The sequence below is a fragment of the Nonlabens sp. Asnod3-H03 genome, assembly GCF_045063665.1.
Lineage (GTDB): Bacteria > Bacteroidota > Bacteroidia > Flavobacteriales > Flavobacteriaceae > Nonlabens > Nonlabens ulvanivorans.
Map to the genome: position 1 here is coordinate 659,295 of NZ_JBEFOD010000008.1, position 24,225 is coordinate 683,519.

Genomic DNA, 24,225 nt, shown 5'->3' on the forward strand with positions numbered 1-24,225 from the left:
CTAAGTAAAAATATCTCGTGCTACTCTATAGGTGTTAGCATGTGCTTCAATGATTAATTTAATATCAGGAGAGTAACCGCCGCCCATACTGCATTGTATTGGGATGCGGTTATTATTTTTTGTTCTCGCTTTCGCGAAAGCGGACAAAGCAAACTCATCCCTTTTTTTACAACCATCTAGAGTCATACCTAGCCTGCCTAACTTGTCTGTTTCTAGTACATCTACACCACACAGGTAGAAAATGAAATCGGGCTGTTCTTGAGCAATTAAATCAGGCAGAATATGATGAAGTTCATTGAGATAACTACTGTCATCAGTATGATCTGGTAAGGCGATATCTAGGTCAGACAACTCCTTTTTAAACGGATAATTACCTGCGCCGTGCATGGAAAATGTGAATACGCTATCGTCATTTTGGAAGATTTCAGCAGTTCCATTTCCTTGATGAACGTCCAGATCTACAATCAGAATTTTATCTGCTAGCTGATGATGTTGTAAGTATCTAGCAGCGATTGCCTGATCATTTAGTAAACAAAATGCTTCACCATGATCTGTGTAAGCATGGTGTGTGCCACCAGCGATATTCATTGCAATGTTGTATTCAAATGCCTTTATGCAACCATCAATTGTACCTTGAGCTATGTATAATTCTCTTTCTACTAGCTGATTGTTTAATGGAAAACCCAATTTGCGTGCTGCTTTACGGTCTAGATTTAAGGCCTTAAGGTTTTTTAAGTACTCTGAAGTATGAACACGTAATACATCTATATCACCACATAGTTTACTGGGCTCAAAAAAATCTGTCTGATTTGCGGTTCCTTCTAGTAAAAGTTGCTGTGGTAATAGCTCATATTTTACCATAGGAAAACGATGGCCATCTGGTAAAGGATGTTTATAAATAGGATGAAAGGCAATAGGGAAATTCAAGAAACCGACATTATTTAGAATACTTCAAATTTAAGCACAAGATGATTACCATATTCTTTATAATTTTTAAACTATTGTATAGGTGTTAGGTATTAAATTTGCACAAAAATTAATCATATCAAGTCAGCATTAAGTATCATATTGTTAACGCTATTCAGCTTGCGACCTGTTTATCAAGTAGGCTGCTATGCATACTATGAGATGAATATTGATATGATTATTGAGCAGTATTGTGAAAACACGGATAGGCCAGAGCTTAATTGCGATGGAAAGTGTTATCTAGCTAAAACGCTTAAACTGCAACAAGCTCAATCCAGAACGGATTCTAAAGAGCAAGCGATCTCAATGTTGATTGAAGCTTTTTGTCCGTTATATTATCAAGATGTGGTTTTGTATATCGTTCCATCTTATGAAGTTATCGTTAAGAGAGGAAATAAGCCTTATTCATATATATTAAAAATAGGATTTCAGGACGTTATAAAGCCGCCACCACGAGTTTACAATACATAAGCACTTATTCTTCTATCGCTTTAATGCGATAACATTACTTATTTATTAAGGCCACACTGTGGTCACAAAACTCAACACATTGAAAAAAATACAATTAATTATAGCATTATGTGCAAGTACTTTAATGCTTGCTCAAGATAATAACACAACCTCTTATACAACAAACAGACCAGATGGGCATGCACCTATCTCAGTTATGGGAGATCATACTCATAATAAAGGAGAATGGATGGTGTCTTATCGTTTTTCTACCACTACTATGGAAGATTTGCGTCGCGCAAATGATGACGTTACTAATGAATCAGTTTTATTGCCTAATGGTGGAGATTATATGGTAACGCCTACTGAGATGCCTATGAATATGCATATGATAGGAGCTATGTATGCGCCTACTGACCGTTTAACACTTATGGCTATGGGAATGTATATGGACATGACCATGGATCATTTGACAGCTATGGGTGGAATGTTTACTACAGAATCTTCTGGTTTTGGAGATCTATCCGTATCTGCGATGTATAAATTTATAGATACAGATTCACATAAGTGGCATGCACAGATAGGTTTATCCATACCTACGGGAACTATTGATAACAAAGATGTAACGCCTGCTAGTATGGGTAATGAGGTGATATTACCTTACCCTATGCAAATAGGCAGTGGTACTTATGATGCCATTACTGCTGTTACTTACTTAGGTCAGTCAGATTATTTTTCTTGGGGTTCTCAATTAAGAGGTGTTTTCCGTACAGGTGAAAATGAAAATGATTATAGACTAGGGAATCAACTAGGCTGGAACAACTGGATTGCGTATCGTGCAACTAACTGGTTGAGTGTTTCTGGTAGGTTGCAAGGACTTATACAAGGCGGCATTAGAGGAGCTAATCCTGATTTGAATCCGGCAATGGTTATAACTGCAGATACTTCTAACTCTGGTTACGACGCTTTAAATGCTGGTTTTGGATTTAATATTTATGCGCCAGAATTATTAAAAGGTGCTCGTTTAGGATTTGAATATGCCTTACCTTTACAACAGAATCTAAATGGTGTACAACTTAAGAATCAAGATGTTATCACTGTAGGCTTACAATATTCTTTTTAAACAAGTATAAGATGAAATCACTTTGGACATTAATATTATTAGCTCTTTTAGCCTCATGTAATGATGAGCTCAAAGAACAACAGGTCGCTTTTGATAATTTAAAGCAACAATCTATGGAGGCGCATGATGTAATTATGCCTAAAATGGGTGACTTAATGGATTTAAGCAATCAATTAAGTAAGAAAATGGACTCTACTAACACTGATTTGATCATGTCTAAAAAAAGCGAACTTCAGAAAGCGCATGATGATATGATGACATGGATGAGAGACTATTCTGAGAAGTTTCCTTATGATTATAAGCTTCCTAAAGATGTAAATGCAGTTAATAAACAGTTAGATGTTTTAAAAGAAGAGCATGAAGAGATTGAGGAACTTAAAGTAAGAACGCTAAGAGTAATTGATGAGGCGCAAGCCATGCTCAAGTAGTAGATTTTTCAGCAATACAATAACCCTAATAACTATAGTTTATAATTCTAGTTATTAGGGTTTTTATTTTGATATTAAATCACTATTCACCGTTTTTAAATAGGAGATGCTTTTTACTAAAGCATCATTATTACGTTCTAATTTACTCATCATAATAGCTCCTTCTAAGGTTGCTATATAGACGGCAGTTAATTGATCAGAATCTACGCTAGATTTTATGTGGTTATTTTTAAGTGCCTTATCAAAAATTCTTTTAATAGTTGTTTTAAAAGTGACAAGCATACCAAATGACTGCTGTCTTAAACCAGCATCTAGATCATCGCTTTCGCAGGCACTGTTCATTAAAGGACATCCTCCAGAGTAAGGCGGATTATCTAGGTAATTCTCAAAAAAATTAAATATTACGTTCATTTTTGAAGTAAAATCTGATGCATTCTTGAGATCTATGTTAAGAATATCAAACATTCTTTTGCTTAAACTACGCAAGGCTTGTTGTTCTAAGTCTTCTTTATTTTTAAAATGCTTGTAGATTGCACCTTTTGTAAAGCCTGTAGCTGTGGTTATATCGCTTAATGATGTTGCTTTATAGCCTTTAGTATTAAAAAGGTCAGCGCTCTCCTTTATGATAATGTCTTTAGTAAGCTGTGGATTTCTCATGCGATAAAGATACCGCTTGGTATTTCACTTACATTAGGTTTTAAGGATCAGATTTGCACATAGTTATTAACTACTCGCATCCTAAGTCTATTTTAGATTGGACGTCTGCATTAGGAAAACAATTTCCAGATAACACGGTCTCTGGTACATATCTGGTGAGATAAGAGTCGTAGAGACTATTCTCGACAAAGAATATTAAATCTTGAATCTCTTCTTCAGTTAGTGTAACTGCTCCTTTTTCACTAGCAATTTGAGATAAAGGAACGTTATTATCCTGTACTTGACTCGATAATTTATAACGTATAACCTCTTCAATACTATTAAATGTACCACCATGTCCATAGAAATTAGCATCTCTTAAATTGTACAGTGTAGGAGTTTTAAATTTATAATCGTCTGAAGGGTTATTAGTAAAACCACCACGACCTTTTTTTACATTATCAAAATTAGCATCATCCAATACTACAGCGTCATTACTATCATCAAAATGACCAAAACCGAATGCGTGAAAATCTTGATCTTTTAAAGCTGGTCCTGTATGACAGTTCATGCAATCTGCTTTGCCAGTAAATAAAATAGCTCCTCTTTTTTCTCGTTCACTTAAGGCTGCATAATCACCTTTAAGATAATCTTGCCATGGTGCACGATTAGATAGTAATGTTCTATTGAATGCCGCAAGAGCAAGAGCAGCGGTCTTTCGTGAGTATCTTTCAAAAGATTGTGTATTGCTAAAGGCTCTATCAAACATTTCTTTATAGCCATAAGTATCAGCAAAATTTTCATCTATTTGCAATCTATGAGTATCCTGTCCTACCATACCTTGAATTTCTAGACCTTGAAATCCTAAGTGGTTTTCAGGAATGTCACTCCATTGAGATTGTGTGCCAGCATTAGTTCCTGATCCACCTAGCATACCATTCCATAAAGCAACATCTTGATAAGCTACATTAAGTAAAGTAGGTACTCTTATAGGTTGCAGGTCTATAGAGTCTAATGGCATGGTTAAATCAAAAGCGCGACTTTCTCCTGCTGCACCAAATCCACTGCCGCTTTCACCTATTCCCTGACGTCTACCAGAGTAAAAGCTAGAAGCTACAGGATGACAGGATGCACAAGCATAAGTGCCAGCCATAACATCCATTTTTGGATTACCACCACTAGCTGTTTCATGTAGTAATAATTTACCTAACTCTACTTTTTCTTTGGTTATTGGGTTCAATGGGTCTTGTGGTATAGACGCATAGTCATCGCTTTCAGGTAGAATAAAAAAGTTGATTCCTTGACCTTCAGATTTTTCTAATAATAGTTCTTCCAGTCTAATATCCAGTTCAGATTTTGCAACTTGGTAATCATCAATATCATTTTGACATGACATGACTGTAAAACTGATTAGAAGAAGAAAATAAATTTGTTTCATTAAAGAAAAGGTATTGCTTTAGATCAGTGTAAAATTAACAAAATATTAGAACTAGAGAGAGAACAGGTATTATATTGCATTTATGAAGAAAATGACCTATTACTATAAGTCCTCAAATAAGCCTAGTGTACTACTTTTACACGGTTTTTTAGGTAGTAAAAGCCAGTGGAATACGGTGGCAAAATTATTAGAAAACAGCTATAATATTATACATGTTGAATTACCTGGTCATGGTGAATCTCCTATGGTATCGCAATACTCTATCGATGATCTGGCTTTTGAAATCTCACAATTTTTGATGGAAAATGATATTCATAAGGTACATTTTATAGGTCATAGTATGGGTGGTTATGTAGGATCTGCTTTCGCGAAAGCGTATCCTCAACAACTTTATTCTTTAACATTATTGAACAGTATTATGGGACCTGATAGTGTAGCCCGTAAAATGATGCGAGATCGTGCAATCCAACTAATTGATCGCTTTCAAAATGCCTATGTATCTATGGCTATTAATAATCTTTTTACGCCTCAAGAACATGTAATTTATAAGGCTATTATTGAAAATATGAGGATTGAATCTCAAGAGATTACTCTAGAAGCTGTAATGGCGGCGTTGCGTGCGATGAGAGATCGTCCATCACAGCTCGGACATGTTGATGTGCCCGTTCAATACATCTATGGAAATCGTGATACTGTTATTGAAAAATCTATTATCGAGGCCGAGTTAAGCCAAGAGCTTTATGCTGGTGTAAGTATTGAAGGTGGACACATGTTATTACTTACTCATCCTAGTGAAATCGTAAGCAATATGCATTTTATCGATTAAATTAAGTGTTTTATCGTTTATTTGAATTATATTTTTTACATTGGTCGTAGTAAAATGAAGTTCAACCAACTTTCGTTTAAATAACTAGCCAAATGTCAAAATCTTTTTCCCCTATCAAGGCTGCAGCTATATGCTCTTTTACAGGACATAAACTACAAGTTACTCATCAAGTAAATGACCGCATACAAGAAATGTGTTGCGTAAAATGTGGAAAGCAAATGACCACAAATATTTATGGTAATATCGTTCCGTTAAATGATCAATATTCTCGTATTAATCGTGCTCTCAATGACCTTGCGGTTAAGAAAAACAGACGTGAATTAGGTTTTTATTCTTGAAAACTATTCCAGCCCATTGCTTTAATAGGTATTTGCTCGCCTGATCTGGTGATTAAATGAATTCCTTCACCGTTGGGTACAGCATGTCCTATGATGCTTAAGCTAGGATTTGCTTTAATTTTAGGGAAGTCTTCTTGTTTTACCGTAAATAATAATTCATAGTCCTCGCCACCACTAAGTGCAATCGTTGTACTGTCTAAATTAAATTCTTCACAAGCCGTTATTACCGTAGGGTCTAATGGAAGTTTTTCTTCATAGAGCTTCATTCCTACATTAGAGTTTTTACATAAATGAATAACTTCAGAACTTAAACCATCGGATAAATCAATCATACTCGTAGGTTTCACATCTAGTTCTTTGAGTAGCTTAGGGATGTCTTTACGAGCTTCAGGTTTAAGCTGTCGTTCTAATAAATAGCTATAGGCTTCAACATCTGGTTGATTATTTGGGTTTGCTTTATAAACAGCTTTCTCGCGCTCTAGGATTTGTAATCCCATATAAGCGGCGCCTATATCTCCACTAACGACTAGTAAATCATTATCTCCAGCACCTGAGCGGTATATAATATCATCTTCCTTTTGTTCTCCTATTGCAGTAATAGAGATAATCAAACCACTTTGAGAAGCAGTAGTGTCTCCACCTATTAAATCTACATTGTAGATTTTACATGCCAGTTTGATACCATTATAAAGCTCTTCAACGGCTTCTACAGGAAAACGATTAGACATAGCTATGGATACGGTTATTTGGGTAGGTACCGCATTCATCGCATAAAGATCAGATAAATTAACCATAACAGCTTTGTAACCTAAGTGTTTTAGAGGAACATAACTTAAATCAAAGTGAATACCTTCTACAAGCATATCTGTGGTGACCACAGTAGATGCTGTATGATTGATAACAGCAGCATCATCGCCTATACCTTTTAAGGTAGAATCTTGATTAAGTTCAACATTTTGTGTGATGTGATCAATTAAACCAAATTCACCTAAATTTTCAATCGACGTACGTTGTGGATTTTTATCTTCTATCATGCTGCAAAATTACAATGAATTAAACATCTTAATTATAAAACAGATAGAAAAGAGTTGATGTTTTTTTAAATTTCAAAGTATAATTTGAGCTTTAAGCTATTGAAAAATAGATATGTTAGCACTTGATTATATAAAGAACTGTTAAACTATAGATATTGGACATACAATCATGCATTTTATAAATTGAATAGGGCAATGTTCAAAAATGGCTGTTGTATATTTGTAGTCATTTTAAATAAGGATTTTAAGCATATGATAAATGTATCAGATACGGCAAAAATTAAGCTTACTCAATTAATGAGTGAGGATGGATTTGCTATAGGTAATGATTATGTGCGCGTAGGTGTTAAAAGTGGAGGTTGTAGTGGTTTATCTTACGATCTAACATTTGATAAGACAACTACAGACACGGATAAGATTTTTGAAGCAAATGACGTGCGCATTGTGGTTGATAAAAAAAGCTTTTTATATCTCGTTGGGACGACGCTTGAATTTAGCGGTGGTTTGAACGGTAAAGGCTTTGTCTTCAATAACCCTAATGCACAAAGAACTTGTGGATGTGGAGAAAGTTTTTCTCTATAAGCCTAAATAAGTAGAATAGTATTGTGAAAGCGCTACTGTTCAATAATTAATAAATAAGAAGTTCAAATTATACAGTGTAGCTGTTTTATGAACTTTAAACATAGCATTATGTCTAAGTACACAGAAGAAGAATTAGAAAAAGAACTCCAGAATAAAGAGTACGAGTACGGCTTCTATACCGATATTAAATCAGACACTATTCCTATCGGACTTAGTGAAGAAGTGATACGTATCATATCTGCCAAAAAGAATGAGCCACAATGGATGCTTGACTGGAGACTACAGGCATATCGTGTGTTTATTGAAATGGAAGAGCCAGATTGGGCAAATGTAAATTACGAAAAACCAGATTTACAAGCCATTTCTTATTACAGTGCACCTAATTCTAAGCCTAAATATGATAGCCTTGATGAGGTTGATCCAGAATTATTAGAAACGTTCAAAAAATTAGGAATTTCACTTGATGAGCAAAAGAAGCTTGCCGGTGTTGCCATGGATATTGTAGTAGACTCAGTATCTGTAGCAACTACATTTAAGAAAACGCTAGCAGAGAAAGGTATTATTTTCTGCCCCATTTCTGAAGCAATACAAGAACATCCAGAGCTTGTAAAAAAATATCTTGGTACTATAATTCCACAAAGTGATAATTACTATGCAGCATTGAATAGTGCTGTATTCTCTGATGGATCATTCTGTTATATACCTAAAGGTGTTAAGTGTCCTATGGAACTTTCTACATACTTCCGTATTAATGAAGGTGGAACAGGACAATTTGAAAGAACACTAGTAATTGCAGATGAAGGAAGTTATGTTTCTTACTTAGAAGGTTGTACTGCGCCTAGTCGTGATGAAAATCAATTACACGCTGCATGTGTGGAGTTAATCGCACTAGATGACGCAGAAATTAAATACTCTACCGTACAGAACTGGTATCCAGGTAATGCCGAAGGAAAAGGTGGTGTTTTCAACTTTGTAACTAAGCGTGGACTATGTGAGAAAAATGCAAAAATCTCATGGACTCAAGTAGAGACCGGTAGTGCTGTAACATGGAAGTATCCTAGCTGTGTTCTTAAAGGAGATAACTCAGTTGGTGAGTTTTACTCCATCGCGGTGACTAATAATTTTCAGCAAGCAGATACTGGAACTAAGATGGTTCACTTAGGTAAAAACACTAAGTCAACTATTATTTCTAAAGGGATTAGTGCCGGAAAATCGCAAAACTCTTATCGAGGACTCGTAAAAATCAATTCACGTGCTACAAATGCTCGTAACTTTTCACAATGTGATAGTTTGTTAATGGGTAATGAGTGCGGTGCACATACATTCCCATACATTGAAAATAGTAACAGTACTTCAAAAGTAGAACACGAAGCGACAACGAGTAAAATAGGTGAAGATCAAATTTTTTACTGCAACCAGCGTGGTATTGATACAGAAAAAGCCATTGCACTTATTGTAAATGGATTCTCTAAAGAAGTATTAAATAAACTACCTATGGAGTTTGCAGTAGAAGCTCAAAAATTATTAGAAATAAGCCTAGAAGGATCGGTAGGATAGAACATTTCAAAAACCATTAATTATGAAACGATTACTCGTTTTATGTTTTATAATAATTGCAACAGTCTCTTGTAAAAATCAGGAGCAACCGTTGGATGTTGCAACCACAGAGGACATAAGCACGTCATTTGTAGAAGATGAAAACACCTATGAAGGTGAGTTTATTTTATTAGAGGACGCCGCAGTCCTTACTAGTAAAAACGAAATTTATGCCGTACGCATAGATGATAAGTTAAAGCAGCTCCATGAACTGGCGTTACCTTTACAAAAGACAAAATTTGATATGGTAAATGTAATTCTTAAAGGAGAATTAGTGCCTAATCCATTGTTGCTAGAAACAGGTGAAGGCTGGGAACAAATGCTTATCATAAAAGAAATAATAGAAGTAACACCAGCAACAAGTGCTGCCGTAGTTGCGCCCATCAATTAATACAGATACAAGAAGTTAAATAACAGCTATGTTAAAGATCAAAGACTTGCATGCCTCAATAGAGGATAAAGAAATATTAAAAGGAATCAATCTAGAAGTAAAAGCTGGTGAGGTTCATGCTATTATGGGACCTAACGGTTCTGGTAAATCTACTCTAGCAAATGTGATTGCAGGACGTGAAGAGTACGAGATGACTGGTGGTTCTATTGAATTAGAAAACGAGGAAATATCTGAGCTTGATCCAGAAGAAAGAGCACATAAAGGTGTCTTTTTATCATTTCAGTATCCTATTGAAATCCCTGGAGTATCAGTTACTAATTTCATGAAAACTGCTATCAACGAGACGCGCAAGGCTCAAGGTAAAGAAGAAATGAAGGCTGGTGATATGTTAAAGATGATCCGTGAAAAGTCTGAGATGCTAGAGATAGATCGCAAATTCTTATCTCGTTCTCTAAATGAAGGTTTTTCTGGTGGAGAAAAGAAACGTAACGAGATTTTCCAGATGGCAATGTTAGATCCTAAACTTTCGATATTAGATGAGACAGATTCAGGTCTTGATATCGATGCCCTACGTATCGTAGCAAATGGTGTAAATAAATTGCGCAGTGAGGATAATGCCACTATCGTGATTACTCACTACCAGCGTTTATTAGATTATATCGTGCCAGATTTTGTACACGTACTTTATAAAGGACGTATCGTGAAATCAGGAGGAAAAGAACTAGCTCAAGAATTAGAAGAGCGCGGTTATGACTGGATTAAAGAAGAAGTAGAGGCTTAGTACTCAGCTTTAAGGTCTAGTAATTAATAGTGTAGTTTTTATTATTTCGCTTTCGCGAAAGCTGACATTAAAGAAATGTAGTTGCAACAAATAATAAAAGCGTGAAAACAACAAATCATGAGTTTTAAAGACAAAATATTATCTTCTTTTATCGCTTTAGAAAATGAAGTCGATACAGAAACGTATGCACATCAATTGCGTAATGAGGCGCTAGCGTCTTTTGAAGAGTTGGGCATTCCGCAACGTAAAGAAGAGGCATATAAATATACATCGCTGAAATCTCTATTTAATAAAGATTATAGTCTTTTCCCAAAGAAAGAATCTGCTATTGAATATGGAGATATTAAACCATATTTAATCCATCAAATAGATGCGTATCGTGTGATTTTTATAGATGGGATTTATAGCTCGCATTTATCTGAGACTACACACGATAAATTTGACGTTTGTTTAATGTCTAGTGCCTTAAATAATCCGAAATATAGTCCTGTTATTGAGGCTTATTACAATAAACTTGCGCCTAAGGATGGATTAACATCTTTAAACACAGCATTTGCAAGAGAAGGTGCTTACATAAGCATTGGGAAAAACATAGCGGTAGAAAAACCTATAGAAGTTGTATACTTTTCTACTGGTAATGAGAGTACTTTAATGACACAGCCACGTAATCTAGTGGTAGTAGGAGAGAATTCTCAAGTGCAAATTATAGAGCGTCACCAAAGTTTAAGTGATAATCAAGTATTGACTAATAGTGTTACTGAGATTTTTGCAGATAAGCGTGCCATGGTGGATTATTATAAAATCCAGAACGATCATCTTAATGCATCACTTATCGATCATACCAGTGTAGAGCAAAAATCAGATAGTGAAGTGCGTTTGCATACGTTTTCTTTTGGTGGAGCTTTAACTAGAAACAACTTGAATTTTTATCAACGTGGTGAGCACTGTAATTCTATTCTTAACGGAGTTACAATTATAGAAGGAAAACAACACGTAGATCATTCTACACTAGTACATCACACAGCACCTAATTGTGAGAGTTACCAGCAGTACAAGCAAATTTTTGACGATAAAGCTGTAGGAGTTTTTAATGGTAAAGTTCTCGTAGATAAAGTAGCGCAAAAAATTAACGCGTTCCAGCAAAACAATAATATATTAGTAAGCGATAAGGCTACCATCAACGCAAAGCCACAACTAGAGATTTTTGCAGACGATGTAAGATGTTCACATGGTTGTACCATCGGTCAGCTTGATGAAGATGCCCTATTTTACATGCAATCTCGTGGAATTGGTAAAAAGGAAGCACGTGCCTTATTGATGTTTGCTTTTGCAAATAGCGTACTAGAAAGTGTAAAAATTCCTGAAATTAAATCTCGCATCACAAAGCTTATTGCAAAGAAGCTAGGTGTAGAGATTGGGTTTGATTTATAGTGATTGTCTATTTCAATTTTAAAAAAAATGCCTTGTTTTATGACAAGGCATTTTTTTTAGATGAATGATTTTCAAAGTATATGAATTACTCTTCTAATAATTCCTTAAATAATACCTCTTTCCCAGTCCGCATCGTACCTTTGTGATATGTTAGATATTCAAAAAATAAGAGCTGATTTTCCTATCCTTAATCGTGAGGTAAATGGGCGACCGTTAGTTTATTTTGATAACGCTGCGACTTCTCAAAAACCGCAACAGGTCATTGATAAAATCGTTGAGTATTATACCTTATATAATGCAAACATCCACCGTGGTGTTCATGCGTTAAGTCAGGAAGCAACAGATTTGTATGAGGAAGCAAGAGAAAAAGTGAGGGCTTTTTTCAATATTCCTCAAGCAAAACAGGTAATTATTACCTCTGGAAATACACATAGTATTAATGCTGTTGCGAGTGGTGCCCACGTCTTTGTGAAAAAAGATGATGAGATCATTGTAAGCGCAGTAGAGCATCATTCTAATATTGTTCCCTGGCAAATGCTTTGTGAACGAGTAGGCGCTACCTTAAAAGTAATACCCGTATTGGACAGCGGTGAGCTAGATATGCAAGCTTATGAAGGACTGCTGAATAATAAAACAGCTTTTGTCGTTGTTAATCATGTGTCTAACGCACTAGGTGTTACTAATCCAGTAGAAGAGATTATTAAAGGCGCACACAAATACGGTGCAATGACTTTAATAGATGGCGCACAATCTTGTGGTCATATGAAGTTAGATATGCAAGCGCTTGATGCAGATTTTTATACCATGTCTGGACATAAAATGTGTGGTCCGACAGGAATAGGGATCCTATATGGTAAAGAAGAGGCGTTAAACGCATTACCACCATATCAAGGTGGTGGAGAGATGATAGATCAAGTGACATTTGAGCATACTACCTATGCAGGATTACCACATAAGTTTGAAGCCGGAACACCTAATATCGCAGGTGGAATTGCTTTAGGTGCTGCTGTGGATTATCTTAATGAATTAGGTATGGATAACATCGCTGCTTATGAGCACGAGTTATTAATATATGCAACGGAACAGTTAAAGGCTATCGAAGGCCTCAAAATTTACGGAGATGTAGTAAATAAGGCTGCAGTAATAAGTTTTAATGTAACCACACTACATCCTTATGATATAGGGACGATTGTGGATAAACTAGGTATTGCGGTAAGAACAGGACATCATTGTGCACAACCAGTTATGGAACGCTATTCAATACCTGGTACGGTAAGAGCAAGTTTTGCATTTTATAATACTAAAGAAGAAATAGATATTATGGTACAGGCTTTGCAACGTGCAGTAAGTATGCTGTCTTAATAGACTTCATTATCTTTGAAGACTACTTAATCAGTATACCTTAAAACATATTAAAATGAGAATATTTACATTACTTTTTAGTCTAACACTTTTTACATTAACCAGTTGTGATGAACAAGATGTTGCAGGTAGTTATGACGTTGTACTGGTAGGAGAAAATGATTATTCAGAACATGATATCACATTAACCATTGAGATGGGAGAAGAGAATCGCATATCTGGTAAGTCAGCATGTAACAACTATAGTGGTTCTTTTGAGTACTTAGGGAAAGGAAAAGTGACTATCGGTCCTTTAATGGGAACTAAAATGATGTGTAGAGATGTGAATGAGATCGAGAGAGATTATATGAGTCATCTTGCAAAGGTTGTTGAAGTAAGCCCTACTAAAGAAGGATTAGAACTTTTAAACGCATCAGGCGATATTATAATTACAGCAGTAAAACAATAATGGCTAGCATTCAAGACATACAGAACGAAATCGTAGAAGAGTTTGCCATGTTTGACGACTGGATGGACCGCTATGAATACATGATAGATCTAGGGAAAAGCGTTCCTGTTATAGATGAGCAGTACAAAACCGAAGATAATATCATAAAAGGTTGTCAGTCTAAAGTTTGGGTACATGCAGATCTTGAAGAAGATAAAGTAAAATTTAGTGCGGACAGCGATGCGATTATTACTAAAGGAATTATTGCAATACTTATTAGAGCGTGGTCTGGTCAGAAACCAGCAGATATTATCGCAGCAGACACGGCTTTTATAGATCAAATAGGTTTAAAAGAACATCTTTCACCTACCAGAGCAAATGGATTAGTATCCATGATAAAACAACTTAAAATGTATGCAGTAGCATATCAATCTCAATTGAGCTAATTATGGAAGAGATCAACGGACAAGAAATAGGAGAAAAAGTAGTTAAGGTTTTAAAAACCATATATGACCCAGAAATTCCTGTGGACATCTATGAGTTAGGCCTTATATATGATGTCATGGTGAGCAGTGATGCTGACGTTAAAATATTAATGACATTAACTTCACCTAACTGTCCAGTAGCAGAAACGCTACCAGTAGAAGTTGAGGAGAAAGTAAAAACTCTCAAAGAAGTCAACGATGCTGAGGTGGAAATTACATTTGATCCACCATGGAATAAAGACCTTATGAGTGAAGAAGCTAAGCTTGAACTAGGAATGCTCTAGAACATGGAAGGCGAGATCATTAATAGAGTCGCAAACTCAAAACTTCAGGTCATCGACTTAGAAGACTATTATCCTGTGGGGCCGCGCAGTGAGCTAGATATTTCTCAATGGTTGATGGAAGGTATTGTGTTAGTAGAATCACGCTTTCGCGAAAGCTTAAAAAACACAGATTTTACTGCTTATAAAGATCATTATGTAGCAGTAAAATGCTCTACAGACGCCATTATACCTCAATGGGCATGGATGTTAGTGCAAATGGAGTTAACTGGTGTCGCTAAAAAAGTAGTGCTGGGCTCATTAGAAGATTTAGAAACTAGTCTATACAGTCCGATTATCAATCAATTAAATCTTGATCCATACATGGATATGCCTGTAATCGTAAAAGGCTGTTCTCATAAGCCAGTTCCTCTAACTGCTTATATGATGATTACTGAACGCCTGCATGGTGTTGCTAAATCAGTAATGTACGGCGAGGCCTGTAGTGCGGTACCCGTTTATAAGAAAAAAAAGTAGTTTATCGATAGAGTTGTTTTTTAATAGACAATCAATCCTTTTTTTTAATTAAATGGTAATTTCGCGCCATAACATTTCAATTTAGTATTATGAAAAAAATTATTTTACTTTTTGCATTTGCACTTTGTACTGTAAGTACTTATGCGCAAACTGAAGAAGAACTTAAGGCGTTAAAAGCGTCAAAAATGGATTCTATTGCTCAAATTCAAGGTAGAGCAAATGCTATCCAAGCACAAATAGATGCACTTCCAGGTTGGAAAAAGGGAGCTTTTGGTACTATAGGAGCAAATTTATCAAGTTTTGATAAGTGGTATTCTCAAGGTTCTCCTAATGTGAACTCTGGTAACATAGGTGTTACATTAAACGGATTTGCAAACTTAAAAAGAGAGAAGTATTTCTGGAGAAATAATCTAAACGTGAATTTACAATGGGTAAAGTTTGACGATAGAGATGACGCTACAGATGATGATAGTTTTCAAGAAGCTACAGACGTTTTTAATATTCAATCATTATATGGTTACAAGTTGAGCGAGAAATTTGCTGTTTCTACATTAGGAGAGTACAGAACTACGATACTTAACAATTTTAATGATCCTGGATACCTAGACCTAGGTGTTGGTGCAACATGGACTCCTTTAGATAACCTTGTAGTGGTGATTCACCCTTTAAACTATAACTTTGTTTTCAGTAGTGGTGATGATATTTTTGAATCTTCTTTAGGTGCAAAAATCGTTGCAGATTATACAAGACAAATAGGAGCTATTAACTTTAAGAGTAATCTTTCTACATTCCAAAGCTATAAGAGCTCTAACTTATCCAACTTTACATGGATCAACTCTTTCGGTTATACACTATGGAAAAACATCGGTGTAGGTTTTGAATTTGGTTTAAGAGGTAATCATCAAGAGGCTGTAAATTTTGCGGCGACTCAGGATCCTACAGGTACATTTGATTTTGATAATGTAGATAACGATTTACAATCATACTGGTTATTAGGTTTGAACTATAAGTTCTAATTTAATTTTATCTAAAATAAAAAGCCCTTAATCCACTGGATTAAGGGCTTTTTCATGTTTTAAAAGTGTTTATTCTTCTTCTGTTTCTATTAAGTCTTCCCAATCTGGAAATAAGAAAGCATTGTAAGGAAATCTTTTTACATGAATTTCTCTAACTTGATCATAGACTTTTTTCTTAAACGTGTCTATGTTTTCTTTATTAATGGCTGATATAAAGACAACGTTTTCACCCATTTTTGCCATCCAGGTGCGCTTCCATTCTTCTAGCGAGTAATGTGCACTGGTCCTTTCTTCAAGTAAATCTTCTGGATCATAGTCCTCGGCAATGTACTGGTCGATTTTATTGAAAACCATGATAGTAGGTTTATCCACAGCGTCTATCTCGCTTAATATTTTATTTACTGATGCGATGTGATCTTCAAAACTACCATGAGCAATATCTACTACATGCAATAACAAGTCAGATTCACGTACTTCATCAAGCGTTGATTTAAAGGATTCTACTAATTGAGTAGGTAGTTTACGTATAAAACCTACAGTATCTGTCAGTAAGAAAGGAAGGTTTTTTACAACAACTTTACGTACTGTGGTGTCTAATGTTGCAAACAACTTATTTTCTGCAAAAACCTCACTTTTTGAAATTACATTCATTAGTGTGCTTTTTCCAACGTTTGTATAACCTACTAAGGCAACACGTACCATCTTACCACGGTTACCGCGCTGGGTAGCCATTTGTTTATCAATAGTAAGTAATTTCTTTTTGAGTAAAGTTATACGGTCACGTACGATACGACGGTCAGTCTCAATCTCTGTTTCTCCTGGACCACGCATTCCGATACCACCTTTTTGTCTCTCAAGGTGAGTCCACAGACCTACAAGTCTAGGGAGTAAGTATTCATATTGAGCCAGTTCAACCTGTGTACGAGCATAACTAGTCTCTGCACGTTGAGCAAAAATATCTAGGATTAAGTAAGTTCTATCTATAATTTTAACTTCTAGAATTTTCTCAATATTCTTTTGCTGTGCAGGACTTAGCTCATCATCAAAGATTACCGTATCAATATTATGAGCATCTACATAGGCCTTTATATCTTCCATTTTACCAGATCCTAAAAATGTTTTAGGATTAGGTTTTTGCATTTTTTGAGAAAAACGCTTGTGTATAGTAGCGCCTGCTGTATAAGCTAAGAATTCTAGCTCATCCAGATATTCTTTAAGTTTTTCTTCTGTCTGCTGCTGGGTAACCACTCCTACTAGAATGGCTTTTTCATATTCGTGTGTTTCTCTTTCTAACATTTATGGTTCTAAAACTATTTAACAAAGATAACAGATTGCCAGTGAGCTGCTCTACAATTAATAAAAGCTTAAAGTAATTCTTATTATAGTGAGAGAATTTGCGTGATGATGTATTAGATTTGAAATCCCTACAAAAATAAGAGTATTGGCAATTTCACAACAGGCATTTGAACAGTATACCGTCGCATTCTACAATTTAGAAAATTTATTTGACGTTCACAATGATGAGGATATACTAGATCAGGATTTTACAGCACAAGGTCGTAAGCAATGGACACCACAACGTTACCAGAAAAAGCTGCAAAAATTGAGTGAAGCGATATCAAAAGTAGGTGTTTTACAAACTGGTAAGTTGCCGGCAATTATAGGTGTGGCTGAAGTGGAAAATGAAAAAGTTCTTGAAGATTTAATACAACAGCCTAAACTGGTTAAAGGAGATTATGGTATCATACATTATAATAGCCCAGATGAGCGAGGAATTGATGTAGCCTTATTGTACAGTAAAAAAATATTTACAGTGCAATCATCTACACCGATAGCTGTCGATGTAACTATGCCTAATGATGAGCCAGACCGTACCCGTGATATATTATATGTAAAAGGTTTTTTATCTGGTATGCCATTACATATATATGTGAACCACTGGCCGTCTAGAAGAGATGGAGCAGACTCTACAAATGAAAAGCGAGTAACTGTAGCCAAGCAGTTAATGGATCATATCAATCATGTAGATCCACAAAATGATCGAACTAATCAAGAGAAGCATTTACTAGAAGGCACTAATATTATTGTAATGGGAGATTTTAATGATGATCCAGAAAACGATAGTATACGCAATGAAATCCTGCCACACGGTTTTCAAAATGTCACCGCGCCGCTTAAAAAATTTCATAGAGGTAGTTTAAATCATAATTTTAAATGGAATCTTTTTGATCAAATTATGGTTAGTGACAGTTTAATTAATGATGTGCCAGATGCTTTATACTTTCATCAAGCAGACATTTTTGATGACATTATGTTGAGGCAATGGAAAGGGAAATATCGAGGGCAACCAGCGCGCACATTTGTTGGTAAAACCTATAAAGGAGGTTATTCTGATCATTTTCCTGTATATATGATACTACGTAGAAACTAATTGAATCATTTCGTCTGTGAAACGTTGCTTTTAATCTATAAAGAAATTGTTAAACAATATAGGCGATGTATTTTTTCTATATTCGGTCTTCTAAGTAAATAATTGATGATATAGTATAATGTTAATGTTTAGCCTTTAATAGTTGATTATCAATGGATAGGTTAAAAATTACGCTTTCGCGAAAGCAAGATATTATAAAATCAGGTCACTATGTAAGTCGCAATTGATAGCATAGTAGTATATTTAGAACCATAAAACTAACTTGTGCAACCCAAAAAACTAACTCTATAATGATGAGAAAATTACTTGCCATGGGGATTTTCCTTGTCTTGTCCGGAACCAGCGTACTTCACGCTCAACAAGATCCTCAGTACACACAGTACATGTACAACCAAAATGTCATTAACCCAGCATATGCTGGTACAAGAGATGGCTTAACTCTTACAACTCTTTACCGTCAACAATGGACTGGTGTAACTGGTGCGCCAGAGACACTTACCTTTTCTGGTAGTACTCCAATAGGCGATCGAGTAGGTGTAGGTCTTTCTGTAATTTCTGATCAAATAGGACCAGTTAAAGAGAAAAACTTCTATGGAGATTTCTCTTATAAATTACAAGTTGGAAAGAAAACAACATTATCTCTAGGTCTTAAAGCTGGTGTTACATTCCACGATGTGAATCTTAACTTTGTGAACACTACACAGCCAGGTGATCCATTGTTTAGTGAGCAATTAAACGAACAGTACTTAAATCTGGGTGCAGGTGCTTTCCTTTATGGAGATAACTGGTATGCTGGTTTTTCTGTTCCTAATATGTTAAATAGTACTCACTTAGATGAGGACGGTTTAACCTTTGGTTCTGAAACACAACATTATTTCTTAACGGGTGGATATGTATTTGATATTAATGAAAACATCAAATTAAAGCCACATGCAATGGTTAAAGGAGCATTTGATTCTCCATTAAGCTTTGATTTAAACACAAACGTATTATTTAATAATAAGTTTGAAGTAGGTGTATCTTACAGATATGAAGACTCTTTCAGTGGTCTAGTAGGTATGCAACTTACTGATAATGTAAAGGTAGGTTATGCATATGACCGCGTGGTATCAGATATACAGGTAGCGGCAAATTCTTCACATGAGATCTTCTTGACTTATGACTTGAATTTCCCTCGTAAAGTGATGCAATCACCACGTTTCTTCTAATAACCAGCAAAGAAAGAATATCATGAAAAAAATATATTTACTACTCTTAATAATTATCGCTGGCTCATTTCAAGTAAATGCACAAAGCGATGCAACTAAAAAAGCAGACAAACTATATGAGCAACTGCGTTATGTGGATGCTGCAAAAGCTTATGAGAAACTCATTAAAAATGGAGAGCGTTCTCAACACGTTTATACTAACCTAGGAAACTCTTATTTCTTTAATAGTGACTTTAAAAGTGCAGAGCAATTTTATAAAAGAGCTACTAATAAGAATCCTCAAGCAGAGACTCTTTACAGATATGCTCAAACTTTAAAGGCTAATCAAAAATATGATCTCTCTAATACTATCATGAACCAGTTTGCTGGGATGGTGCCTAATGATGATCGTGCTAAAGCCTTTAAAGCAAACCCTAATTACCTAGCAGACATTACAGGAATGAACCCAGCTTATACTGCTGAGGCTTTAGGACTTAATGGTGAAGCAAGTGATTTTGCTGCACAAAAAATAGGTGATAAAATTTACTTTGCAAGTGCTCGTAATAATAAGCGTGCAAACTATGCATGGAATAAAGAACCTTACTTAGATATCTATGAAGCATCTGTTGATGAAAATGGTATGCCTGGTGAAGGAAAACTTCTTGATGGTGATGTAAATACTAAGTATCATGAAGGTACATTAGATATTACACCTGATGGGAAATATATGTTCTTTACTCGTGTAGATTATATCGATGGAGATTATGAAAAAGCTAGTGATGGCGAGAGTAAATTGAATATTTACAGAGCTGTTAAAGCTGGTGGCGAGTGGAGAGATGTAAGAACTACTTCTCTAGAAAGTCAAGAATACGGTGTAGGTCATCCTAGTATTACTGCAGATGGAAAAGCAATTTTCTTTGCAAGTGAAGCGCCAGGTGGACAAGGTGGAACTGATATCTATAAAGCGAGTCTTAAGAATGGTAAAATATCAAACCCAGTAAATTTAGGACCTACAGTTAATACTGCAGGTGATGATTCATTCCCATGGATTGCTGAAGATGGTACACTTTACTTCTCTTCAAACGGTCACTTAGGATTAGGTGGTCTAGACGTATTTAAATACAAAGACGGTAAAGTTTCTAACTTAGGTTCTCCTGTAAACTCTGTAATGGATGATTTTGCTTTCACATATTCAGAAGAAACAGGTAAAGGTTTTGTTTCTTCTAACCGTAAAGGTGGAAAAGGAAGTGATGATATCTATGCAGTGAATCGCATCGAAATTTGTGAAGTTGCTGTTACGGTAACCGCTATTGATGCACAAACTAATCAGCCTATTCCAGGTGCAATCGTTTCTTTACAAGATGCAGATGGTAATAGCTTACCTAGTCAGACTACAGATGGTGAAGGAAAAGCAATGTTTACTACAGAGTGTAATGAAGAATTTGTTGCTCGTGGTGTTAAAGATCAGTATGAAAGTGGACAATCTGACTTAAGCGTTGCTGAAGAAGCAACTGCTATGGTTACTGTAAACATGGAGCCTATTATTCCAGATCCACCGGTAATTGATGAGAAAATCATATTAAACAAAATTTATTTTGATTTAGATGCTTCAAATATCCGTCCTGATGCAGCTCTAGAATTGGATCGTTTAGTTTCATTTATGAAGAAATATCCAGAACTAGAAGTAATGGCAGAGACTTATGCAGATATCAGAGGATCTGATTCTTATAACCTTGCACTTACACAACGTCGTGCCGAGTCAATTGTGGCTTATGTAGTGTCGCAAGGAGTAGACGCAAGTCGCTTGACTGCGGTAGGTCGTGGTGAGGCAAACCCAGTAATGGATTGTGCTTCTCAAAAATGTACTTCTGCAGAATATGAGTTGTCTCGTAGATCTGAGTTTACGATTACAAAAAGATAATTATTAAGCATTACTAACTAACCAATGCTTTAAATCCCATCTCTTTATTGAGATGGGATTTTTTTATTTTAGGATTTTGTATAATGTTGACTAGTTTACTATTGTAAGGAAGTAGGAGATCACTGTGTTTAGTAATATAACGTCATTGCGAGCGATTTCTGAAAGATATATTTAGGGCGCTCAATTATATGTTTAGAGAACACTAAAGGCTATTTCTAACTGTTTATATGGATTTCTATAGTCGTTACAAATGTTTTATTAGATCTCACGAATTACAGATGCGTGCTGCATGAGGAATAATATGAGCCTACTATATAGTAGAATTGCGAATATTAGATACCAGCGCACGACATGGTGCATAAATGTATGTGTTTAGTCCTTTTGACTAACTAATAGGTAACTAGTTCCTTTGAAGCTATATAATTCTATGATAGTATCAGAACAGCTGTTAGATTTATCGAAATAGACTAATGGTTTAGATTCTTGATTGAGCTTTATGTTAAAGGAGTCAGTACAATGTAATATGATTTTTGCATAATCTTTTTTATCAGTGATAAATAGCTCTTCTTTTGGGTTATCATCTATACTAATTTCTATTCTATTTGTTAGTTTTTTAATTGGAAACGAGAAATGAAGATCTCTATTTAAGAAAAATGAACCTTTGTAAATCCGACTAGATGGTTCTTTAATTTCTTTCTTGTTAATAGTTATAGATTTAGGGTTGATATCAAAATTACTTCCCAAATCAAATAAAATAGTTCCATTTCTATTCTTACCACTATTGTATATGGATACTATAGAGCTCTTATATTCAAAGGATTCTTTGTGCTGTGATTCTTTTTGAATTTTGGTAATTAGATTCTTATGAGGCAATGGCTGATCAACAGATTCTAAATTACTAAACCAATCAATTATATTAAATGCAAAATAGCCACCTATTAAGATTGCCAGTATGATAGGAATAAAAATCCGTTTGTTTTTCATTTTTATATTTAAGGTTTCTTTACTGGTTAGGTGTTTTTTAAAAATATAAAAGCCCATTACAAATAGCAATGGGCTTTTCTTATATGTTTTCGCTTAAAGCGAAATAATCTTTTTCCTAGTTGCTCGTCAAAGAAATGTTATCTAATTCATATGTTCCATCAAATGCACTGTCACCAGAACCTTTATATCTGAAAGCAATCCTACCAGAACCAGTTACACAGTCTAGAGAAACATTACCAGAAAAAACCCAATTTGTAAAAAGTTCATTATCAGGAACTACAAATGCGTCTTCAATTTCTTGCCAAGTAGCTAAATTAATATTGGCATCAGTGCCATCCCAATCACTCGAGAATAGCACTAGTAAATCAGATGCGTCAGAAAAACTATTTGATGTTTCAAATGAGAATACTTCTCCAGTTTGTGCGTCAAAATCTATAGTTGGTGTAATTAACCAACTAATGGTAGATGAGTCACCAGAACTAAAAGATCCTACACGAGCACTTTTTCCTAGGGATGGATTTGAACCACCTGAAGTATATACTTCCCAAGTTTCAGTTCCTGCTTCCTGTACATTAGACCATCCCGCAGGCATAGCAGCGGCCCCAGTAGACTGAGTTTCGAAGTTTTCACTCAAAATAGTATTCGTTCCAGGACCACTTGCATTTGCACAATCTATTGGAGCGCCTAATACAAATGGTATGGGATCACAACGATCTGTTCCAGGCATATCAAAATTTTCAGGCGTGTTAACATACAACACAAATTCACTGTCATCAAAACTCCTTGTTATTAAAGCGTCAATTGTTCCTTTCCCGTCTGGAATATTTAAAGCTTTAAAGTCAGAAAAAGTACTAGTAAATAGATTAGCGATTGATTCATCTACACAACTTTTTATAGTTCTTTCACCATCAAAACTATCTCCTGACTCACAAGCAAAACAACGATCTATATCTTCAACGATAAATTGTACGTCACTTACTCTAATCCATAAAAGTTCTGTTACATCTTCCACAAACTCTCCAAAAGTTAACTCTAAAGGAATAATAGTAGCTATAGTATTGTCTCTTTTAATAAAGTCACTTTCTTGAGAAGCGGCTATTCTTTCAATATCGCCACCTATTCCGGCAACTCCAATAGTCACAACACCATTTGATATACCAGCAGTTAAGCCTGTTAATTTCAAATATATCTTTCTACCAAATTCATATCTGGTAAATAAAGGGTTAACGTCAATCGAAATAGCAACACCAGTTGTAGGGTCTTCTGGAGCATCTTGAATAATTAATTCCTTAAACCAGTTCCCTCCTTGATCGTCTGAAATCACATAACCAGTAACATAGGCGTCTACTAATTCTCCATTATTATTTAGTACTTGTTCAAAAGTAACCGTACCATCATTGCTTTGATCAACTTGCGAGGAAATTGTGTTTAAGTCTAAGACAACACCATCAACAGTAACTGGTGTTGTGTCATTAAATGTAGGTACTGTAAAATCATCATCTCCTACACAAGAAAATGTGATAGCGGCGATAAACGCCAGCGCTATTATTTTATGAAAAGCTCTCATATTATTTATTTTATTTTTCATCATTAAT

At 35.3% G+C, this 24,225-nt stretch carries 26 protein-coding genes; 19 read left to right on the top strand and 7 right to left on the bottom strand.

The features are described from left to right. Entirely contained in the window at nucleotides 1–927 is a 927-nt protein-coding gene (locus ACJJVI_RS06225; protein WP_348022014.1) for a histone deacetylase, read from the bottom strand. A 141-nt stretch (nucleotides 928–1,068) separates the two neighbouring features. Here ACJJVI_RS06225 and ACJJVI_RS06230 point away from each other — a divergent pair, with 141 nt between their 5' ends. The 3 genes from ACJJVI_RS06230 to ACJJVI_RS06240 all read left to right on the top strand — a co-directional run bounded on the left by ACJJVI_RS06230 (nucleotide 1,069) and on the right by ACJJVI_RS06240 (nucleotide 2,967). Next, a complete protein-coding gene (locus ACJJVI_RS06230; RefSeq protein WP_317290537.1) occupies nucleotides 1,069–1,437 on the top strand; it encodes a hypothetical protein in 369 nt (122 codons plus the stop codon). A 79-nt stretch (nucleotides 1,438–1,516) separates the two neighbouring features. After that, a complete protein-coding gene (locus tag ACJJVI_RS06235; RefSeq protein ID WP_036583102.1) occupies nucleotides 1,517–2,539 on the top strand; it encodes an alpha amylase catalytic subdomain protein in 1,023 nt (340 codons plus the stop codon). An 11-nt stretch (nucleotides 2,540–2,550) separates the two neighbouring features. Then, complete coding sequence (locus ACJJVI_RS06240; protein WP_036583100.1) at nucleotides 2,551–2,967, top strand: hypothetical protein; 417 nt, start codon at nucleotides 2,551–2,553, stop codon at nucleotides 2,965–2,967. Between the two features lie 63 nt (nucleotides 2,968–3,030). Here the strand turns inward: ACJJVI_RS06240 and ACJJVI_RS06245 are convergent, their stop codons facing one another. Together ACJJVI_RS06245 and ACJJVI_RS06250 are read right to left on the bottom strand one after the other, a co-directional pair. After that, entirely contained in the window at nucleotides 3,031–3,624 is a 594-nt protein-coding gene (locus ACJJVI_RS06245; RefSeq protein WP_405351032.1) for a TetR/AcrR family transcriptional regulator, read from the bottom strand. A 70-nt stretch (nucleotides 3,625–3,694) separates the two neighbouring features. Further along, nucleotides 3,695–5,041, bottom strand: a complete 1,347-nt coding sequence (locus ACJJVI_RS06250; RefSeq protein WP_348022012.1) for a cytochrome c peroxidase — start codon at nucleotides 5,039–5,041, stop codon at nucleotides 3,695–3,697. A gap of 82 nt (nucleotides 5,042–5,123) precedes the next feature. Here ACJJVI_RS06250 and ACJJVI_RS06255 point away from each other — a divergent pair, with 82 nt between their 5' ends. Both ACJJVI_RS06255 and ACJJVI_RS06260 read left to right on the top strand, forming a co-directional pair. Further along, entirely contained in the window at nucleotides 5,124–5,867 is a 744-nt protein-coding gene (locus ACJJVI_RS06255; protein WP_348022011.1) for an alpha/beta hydrolase, read from the top strand. 92 nt (nucleotides 5,868–5,959) lie between these two features. After that, on the top strand, nucleotides 5,960–6,205 hold the full coding sequence (locus ACJJVI_RS06260; RefSeq protein ID WP_036583090.1) for a hypothetical protein: 246 nt from the start codon (nucleotides 5,960–5,962) through the stop codon (nucleotides 6,203–6,205). Here ACJJVI_RS06260 and thiL read toward each other — a convergent pair. Further along, on the bottom strand, nucleotides 6,196–7,239 hold the full coding sequence (thiL, locus tag ACJJVI_RS06265) for a thiamine-phosphate kinase (protein WP_348022010.1): 1,044 nt from the start codon (nucleotides 7,237–7,239) through the stop codon (nucleotides 6,196–6,198). The genes ACJJVI_RS06260 and thiL overlap by 10 nt on opposite strands. A 252-nt stretch (nucleotides 7,240–7,491) precedes the next feature. Here thiL and ACJJVI_RS06270 point away from each other — a divergent pair, with 252 nt between their 5' ends. The 11 genes from ACJJVI_RS06270 to ACJJVI_RS06320 all read left to right on the top strand — a co-directional run bounded on the left by ACJJVI_RS06270 (nucleotide 7,492) and on the right by ACJJVI_RS06320 (nucleotide 16,107). Continuing rightward, a complete protein-coding gene (locus ACJJVI_RS06270) occupies nucleotides 7,492–7,821 on the top strand; it encodes an iron-sulfur cluster assembly accessory protein (protein ID WP_036583087.1) in 330 nt (109 codons plus the stop codon). Between the two features lie 108 nt (nucleotides 7,822–7,929). Further along, entirely contained in the window at nucleotides 7,930–9,378 is a 1,449-nt protein-coding gene (gene sufB / locus ACJJVI_RS06275) for a Fe-S cluster assembly protein SufB (RefSeq protein ID WP_042269346.1), read from the top strand. A gap of 22 nt (nucleotides 9,379–9,400) precedes the next feature. Further along, nucleotides 9,401–9,808, top strand: a complete 408-nt coding sequence (locus ACJJVI_RS06280) for a component of SufBCD complex (protein WP_405351036.1) — start codon at nucleotides 9,401–9,403, stop codon at nucleotides 9,806–9,808. A gap of 28 nt (nucleotides 9,809–9,836) precedes the next feature. Continuing rightward, nucleotides 9,837–10,589 carry a Fe-S cluster assembly ATPase SufC gene (gene sufC / locus ACJJVI_RS06285; RefSeq protein WP_036583083.1) on the top strand — a complete coding sequence of 251 codons (753 nt, stop codon included), beginning with the start codon at nucleotides 9,837–9,839 and terminating at the stop codon, nucleotides 10,587–10,589. Between the two features lie 117 nt (nucleotides 10,590–10,706). Continuing rightward, complete coding sequence (gene sufD / locus ACJJVI_RS06290) at nucleotides 10,707–12,020, top strand: Fe-S cluster assembly protein SufD (RefSeq protein WP_036583082.1); 1,314 nt, start codon at nucleotides 10,707–10,709, stop codon at nucleotides 12,018–12,020. 147 nt (nucleotides 12,021–12,167) lie between these two features. Further along, nucleotides 12,168–13,382: an aminotransferase class V-fold PLP-dependent enzyme gene (locus ACJJVI_RS06295; protein WP_405351039.1), complete on the top strand. Its 1,215-nt coding sequence runs from the start codon at nucleotides 12,168–12,170 to the stop codon at nucleotides 13,380–13,382. 55 nt (nucleotides 13,383–13,437) lie between these two features. Beyond that, nucleotides 13,438–13,830 (top strand): META domain-containing protein, encoded by a 393-nt coding sequence (locus ACJJVI_RS06300; protein ID WP_405351041.1) that lies wholly within the window; start codon nucleotides 13,438–13,440, stop codon nucleotides 13,828–13,830. Further along, a complete protein-coding gene (locus tag ACJJVI_RS06305; protein WP_036583073.1) occupies nucleotides 13,830–14,255 on the top strand; it encodes a SufE family protein in 426 nt (141 codons plus the stop codon). Before ACJJVI_RS06300 ends, ACJJVI_RS06305 begins: the two co-directional genes overlap by 1 nt. 2 nt (nucleotides 14,256–14,257) lie before the next feature. Beyond that, nucleotides 14,258–14,578, top strand: a complete 321-nt coding sequence (locus ACJJVI_RS06310; RefSeq protein ID WP_006796533.1) for an iron-sulfur cluster assembly protein — start codon at nucleotides 14,258–14,260, stop codon at nucleotides 14,576–14,578. Between the two features lie 3 nt (nucleotides 14,579–14,581). Continuing rightward, the gene (locus tag ACJJVI_RS06315) at nucleotides 14,582–15,091 is read left to right on the top strand and encodes a DUF2480 family protein (RefSeq protein WP_405351044.1); all 510 of its coding nucleotides are present in this window, start codon (nucleotides 14,582–14,584) and stop codon (nucleotides 15,089–15,091) included. Between the two features lie 89 nt (nucleotides 15,092–15,180). Further along, nucleotides 15,181–16,107: a DUF3078 domain-containing protein gene (locus ACJJVI_RS06320; protein ID WP_036583067.1), complete on the top strand. Its 927-nt coding sequence runs from the start codon at nucleotides 15,181–15,183 to the stop codon at nucleotides 16,105–16,107. 69 nt (nucleotides 16,108–16,176) lie between these two features. Here the strand turns inward: ACJJVI_RS06320 and hflX are convergent, their stop codons facing one another. Continuing rightward, complete coding sequence (hflX, locus tag ACJJVI_RS06325; protein WP_405351045.1) at nucleotides 16,177–17,403, bottom strand: GTPase HflX; 1,227 nt, start codon at nucleotides 17,401–17,403, stop codon at nucleotides 16,177–16,179. Nucleotides 17,404–17,548: 145 nt separating this feature from the next. Here hflX and ACJJVI_RS06330 point away from each other — a divergent pair, with 145 nt between their 5' ends. The 3 genes from ACJJVI_RS06330 to ACJJVI_RS06340 all read left to right on the top strand — a co-directional run bounded on the left by ACJJVI_RS06330 (nucleotide 17,549) and on the right by ACJJVI_RS06340 (nucleotide 21,646). Further along, complete coding sequence (locus tag ACJJVI_RS06330) at nucleotides 17,549–18,538, top strand: endonuclease/exonuclease/phosphatase family protein (protein WP_042245342.1); 990 nt, start codon at nucleotides 17,549–17,551, stop codon at nucleotides 18,536–18,538. A gap of 293 nt (nucleotides 18,539–18,831) precedes the next feature. Continuing rightward, a complete protein-coding gene (locus ACJJVI_RS06335; protein WP_036583061.1) occupies nucleotides 18,832–19,746 on the top strand; it encodes a type IX secretion system membrane protein PorP/SprF in 915 nt (304 codons plus the stop codon). Between the two features lie 22 nt (nucleotides 19,747–19,768). Then, complete coding sequence (locus tag ACJJVI_RS06340) at nucleotides 19,769–21,646, top strand: OmpA family protein (RefSeq protein ID WP_405351046.1); 1,878 nt, start codon at nucleotides 19,769–19,771, stop codon at nucleotides 21,644–21,646. Nucleotides 21,647–22,018: 372 nt separating this feature from the next. On the opposite strand, the gene ACJJVI_RS06345 is transcribed toward ACJJVI_RS06340, so the two are convergent. Then, nucleotides 22,019–22,630: a hypothetical protein gene (locus ACJJVI_RS06345; RefSeq protein WP_405351047.1), complete on the bottom strand. Its 612-nt coding sequence runs from the start codon at nucleotides 22,628–22,630 to the stop codon at nucleotides 22,019–22,021. 115 nt (nucleotides 22,631–22,745) lie between these two features. Then, complete coding sequence (locus ACJJVI_RS06350) at nucleotides 22,746–24,218, bottom strand: DUF5689 domain-containing protein (protein WP_348022004.1); 1,473 nt, start codon at nucleotides 24,216–24,218, stop codon at nucleotides 22,746–22,748. Nucleotides 24,219–24,225: the final 7 nt, after the last annotated feature.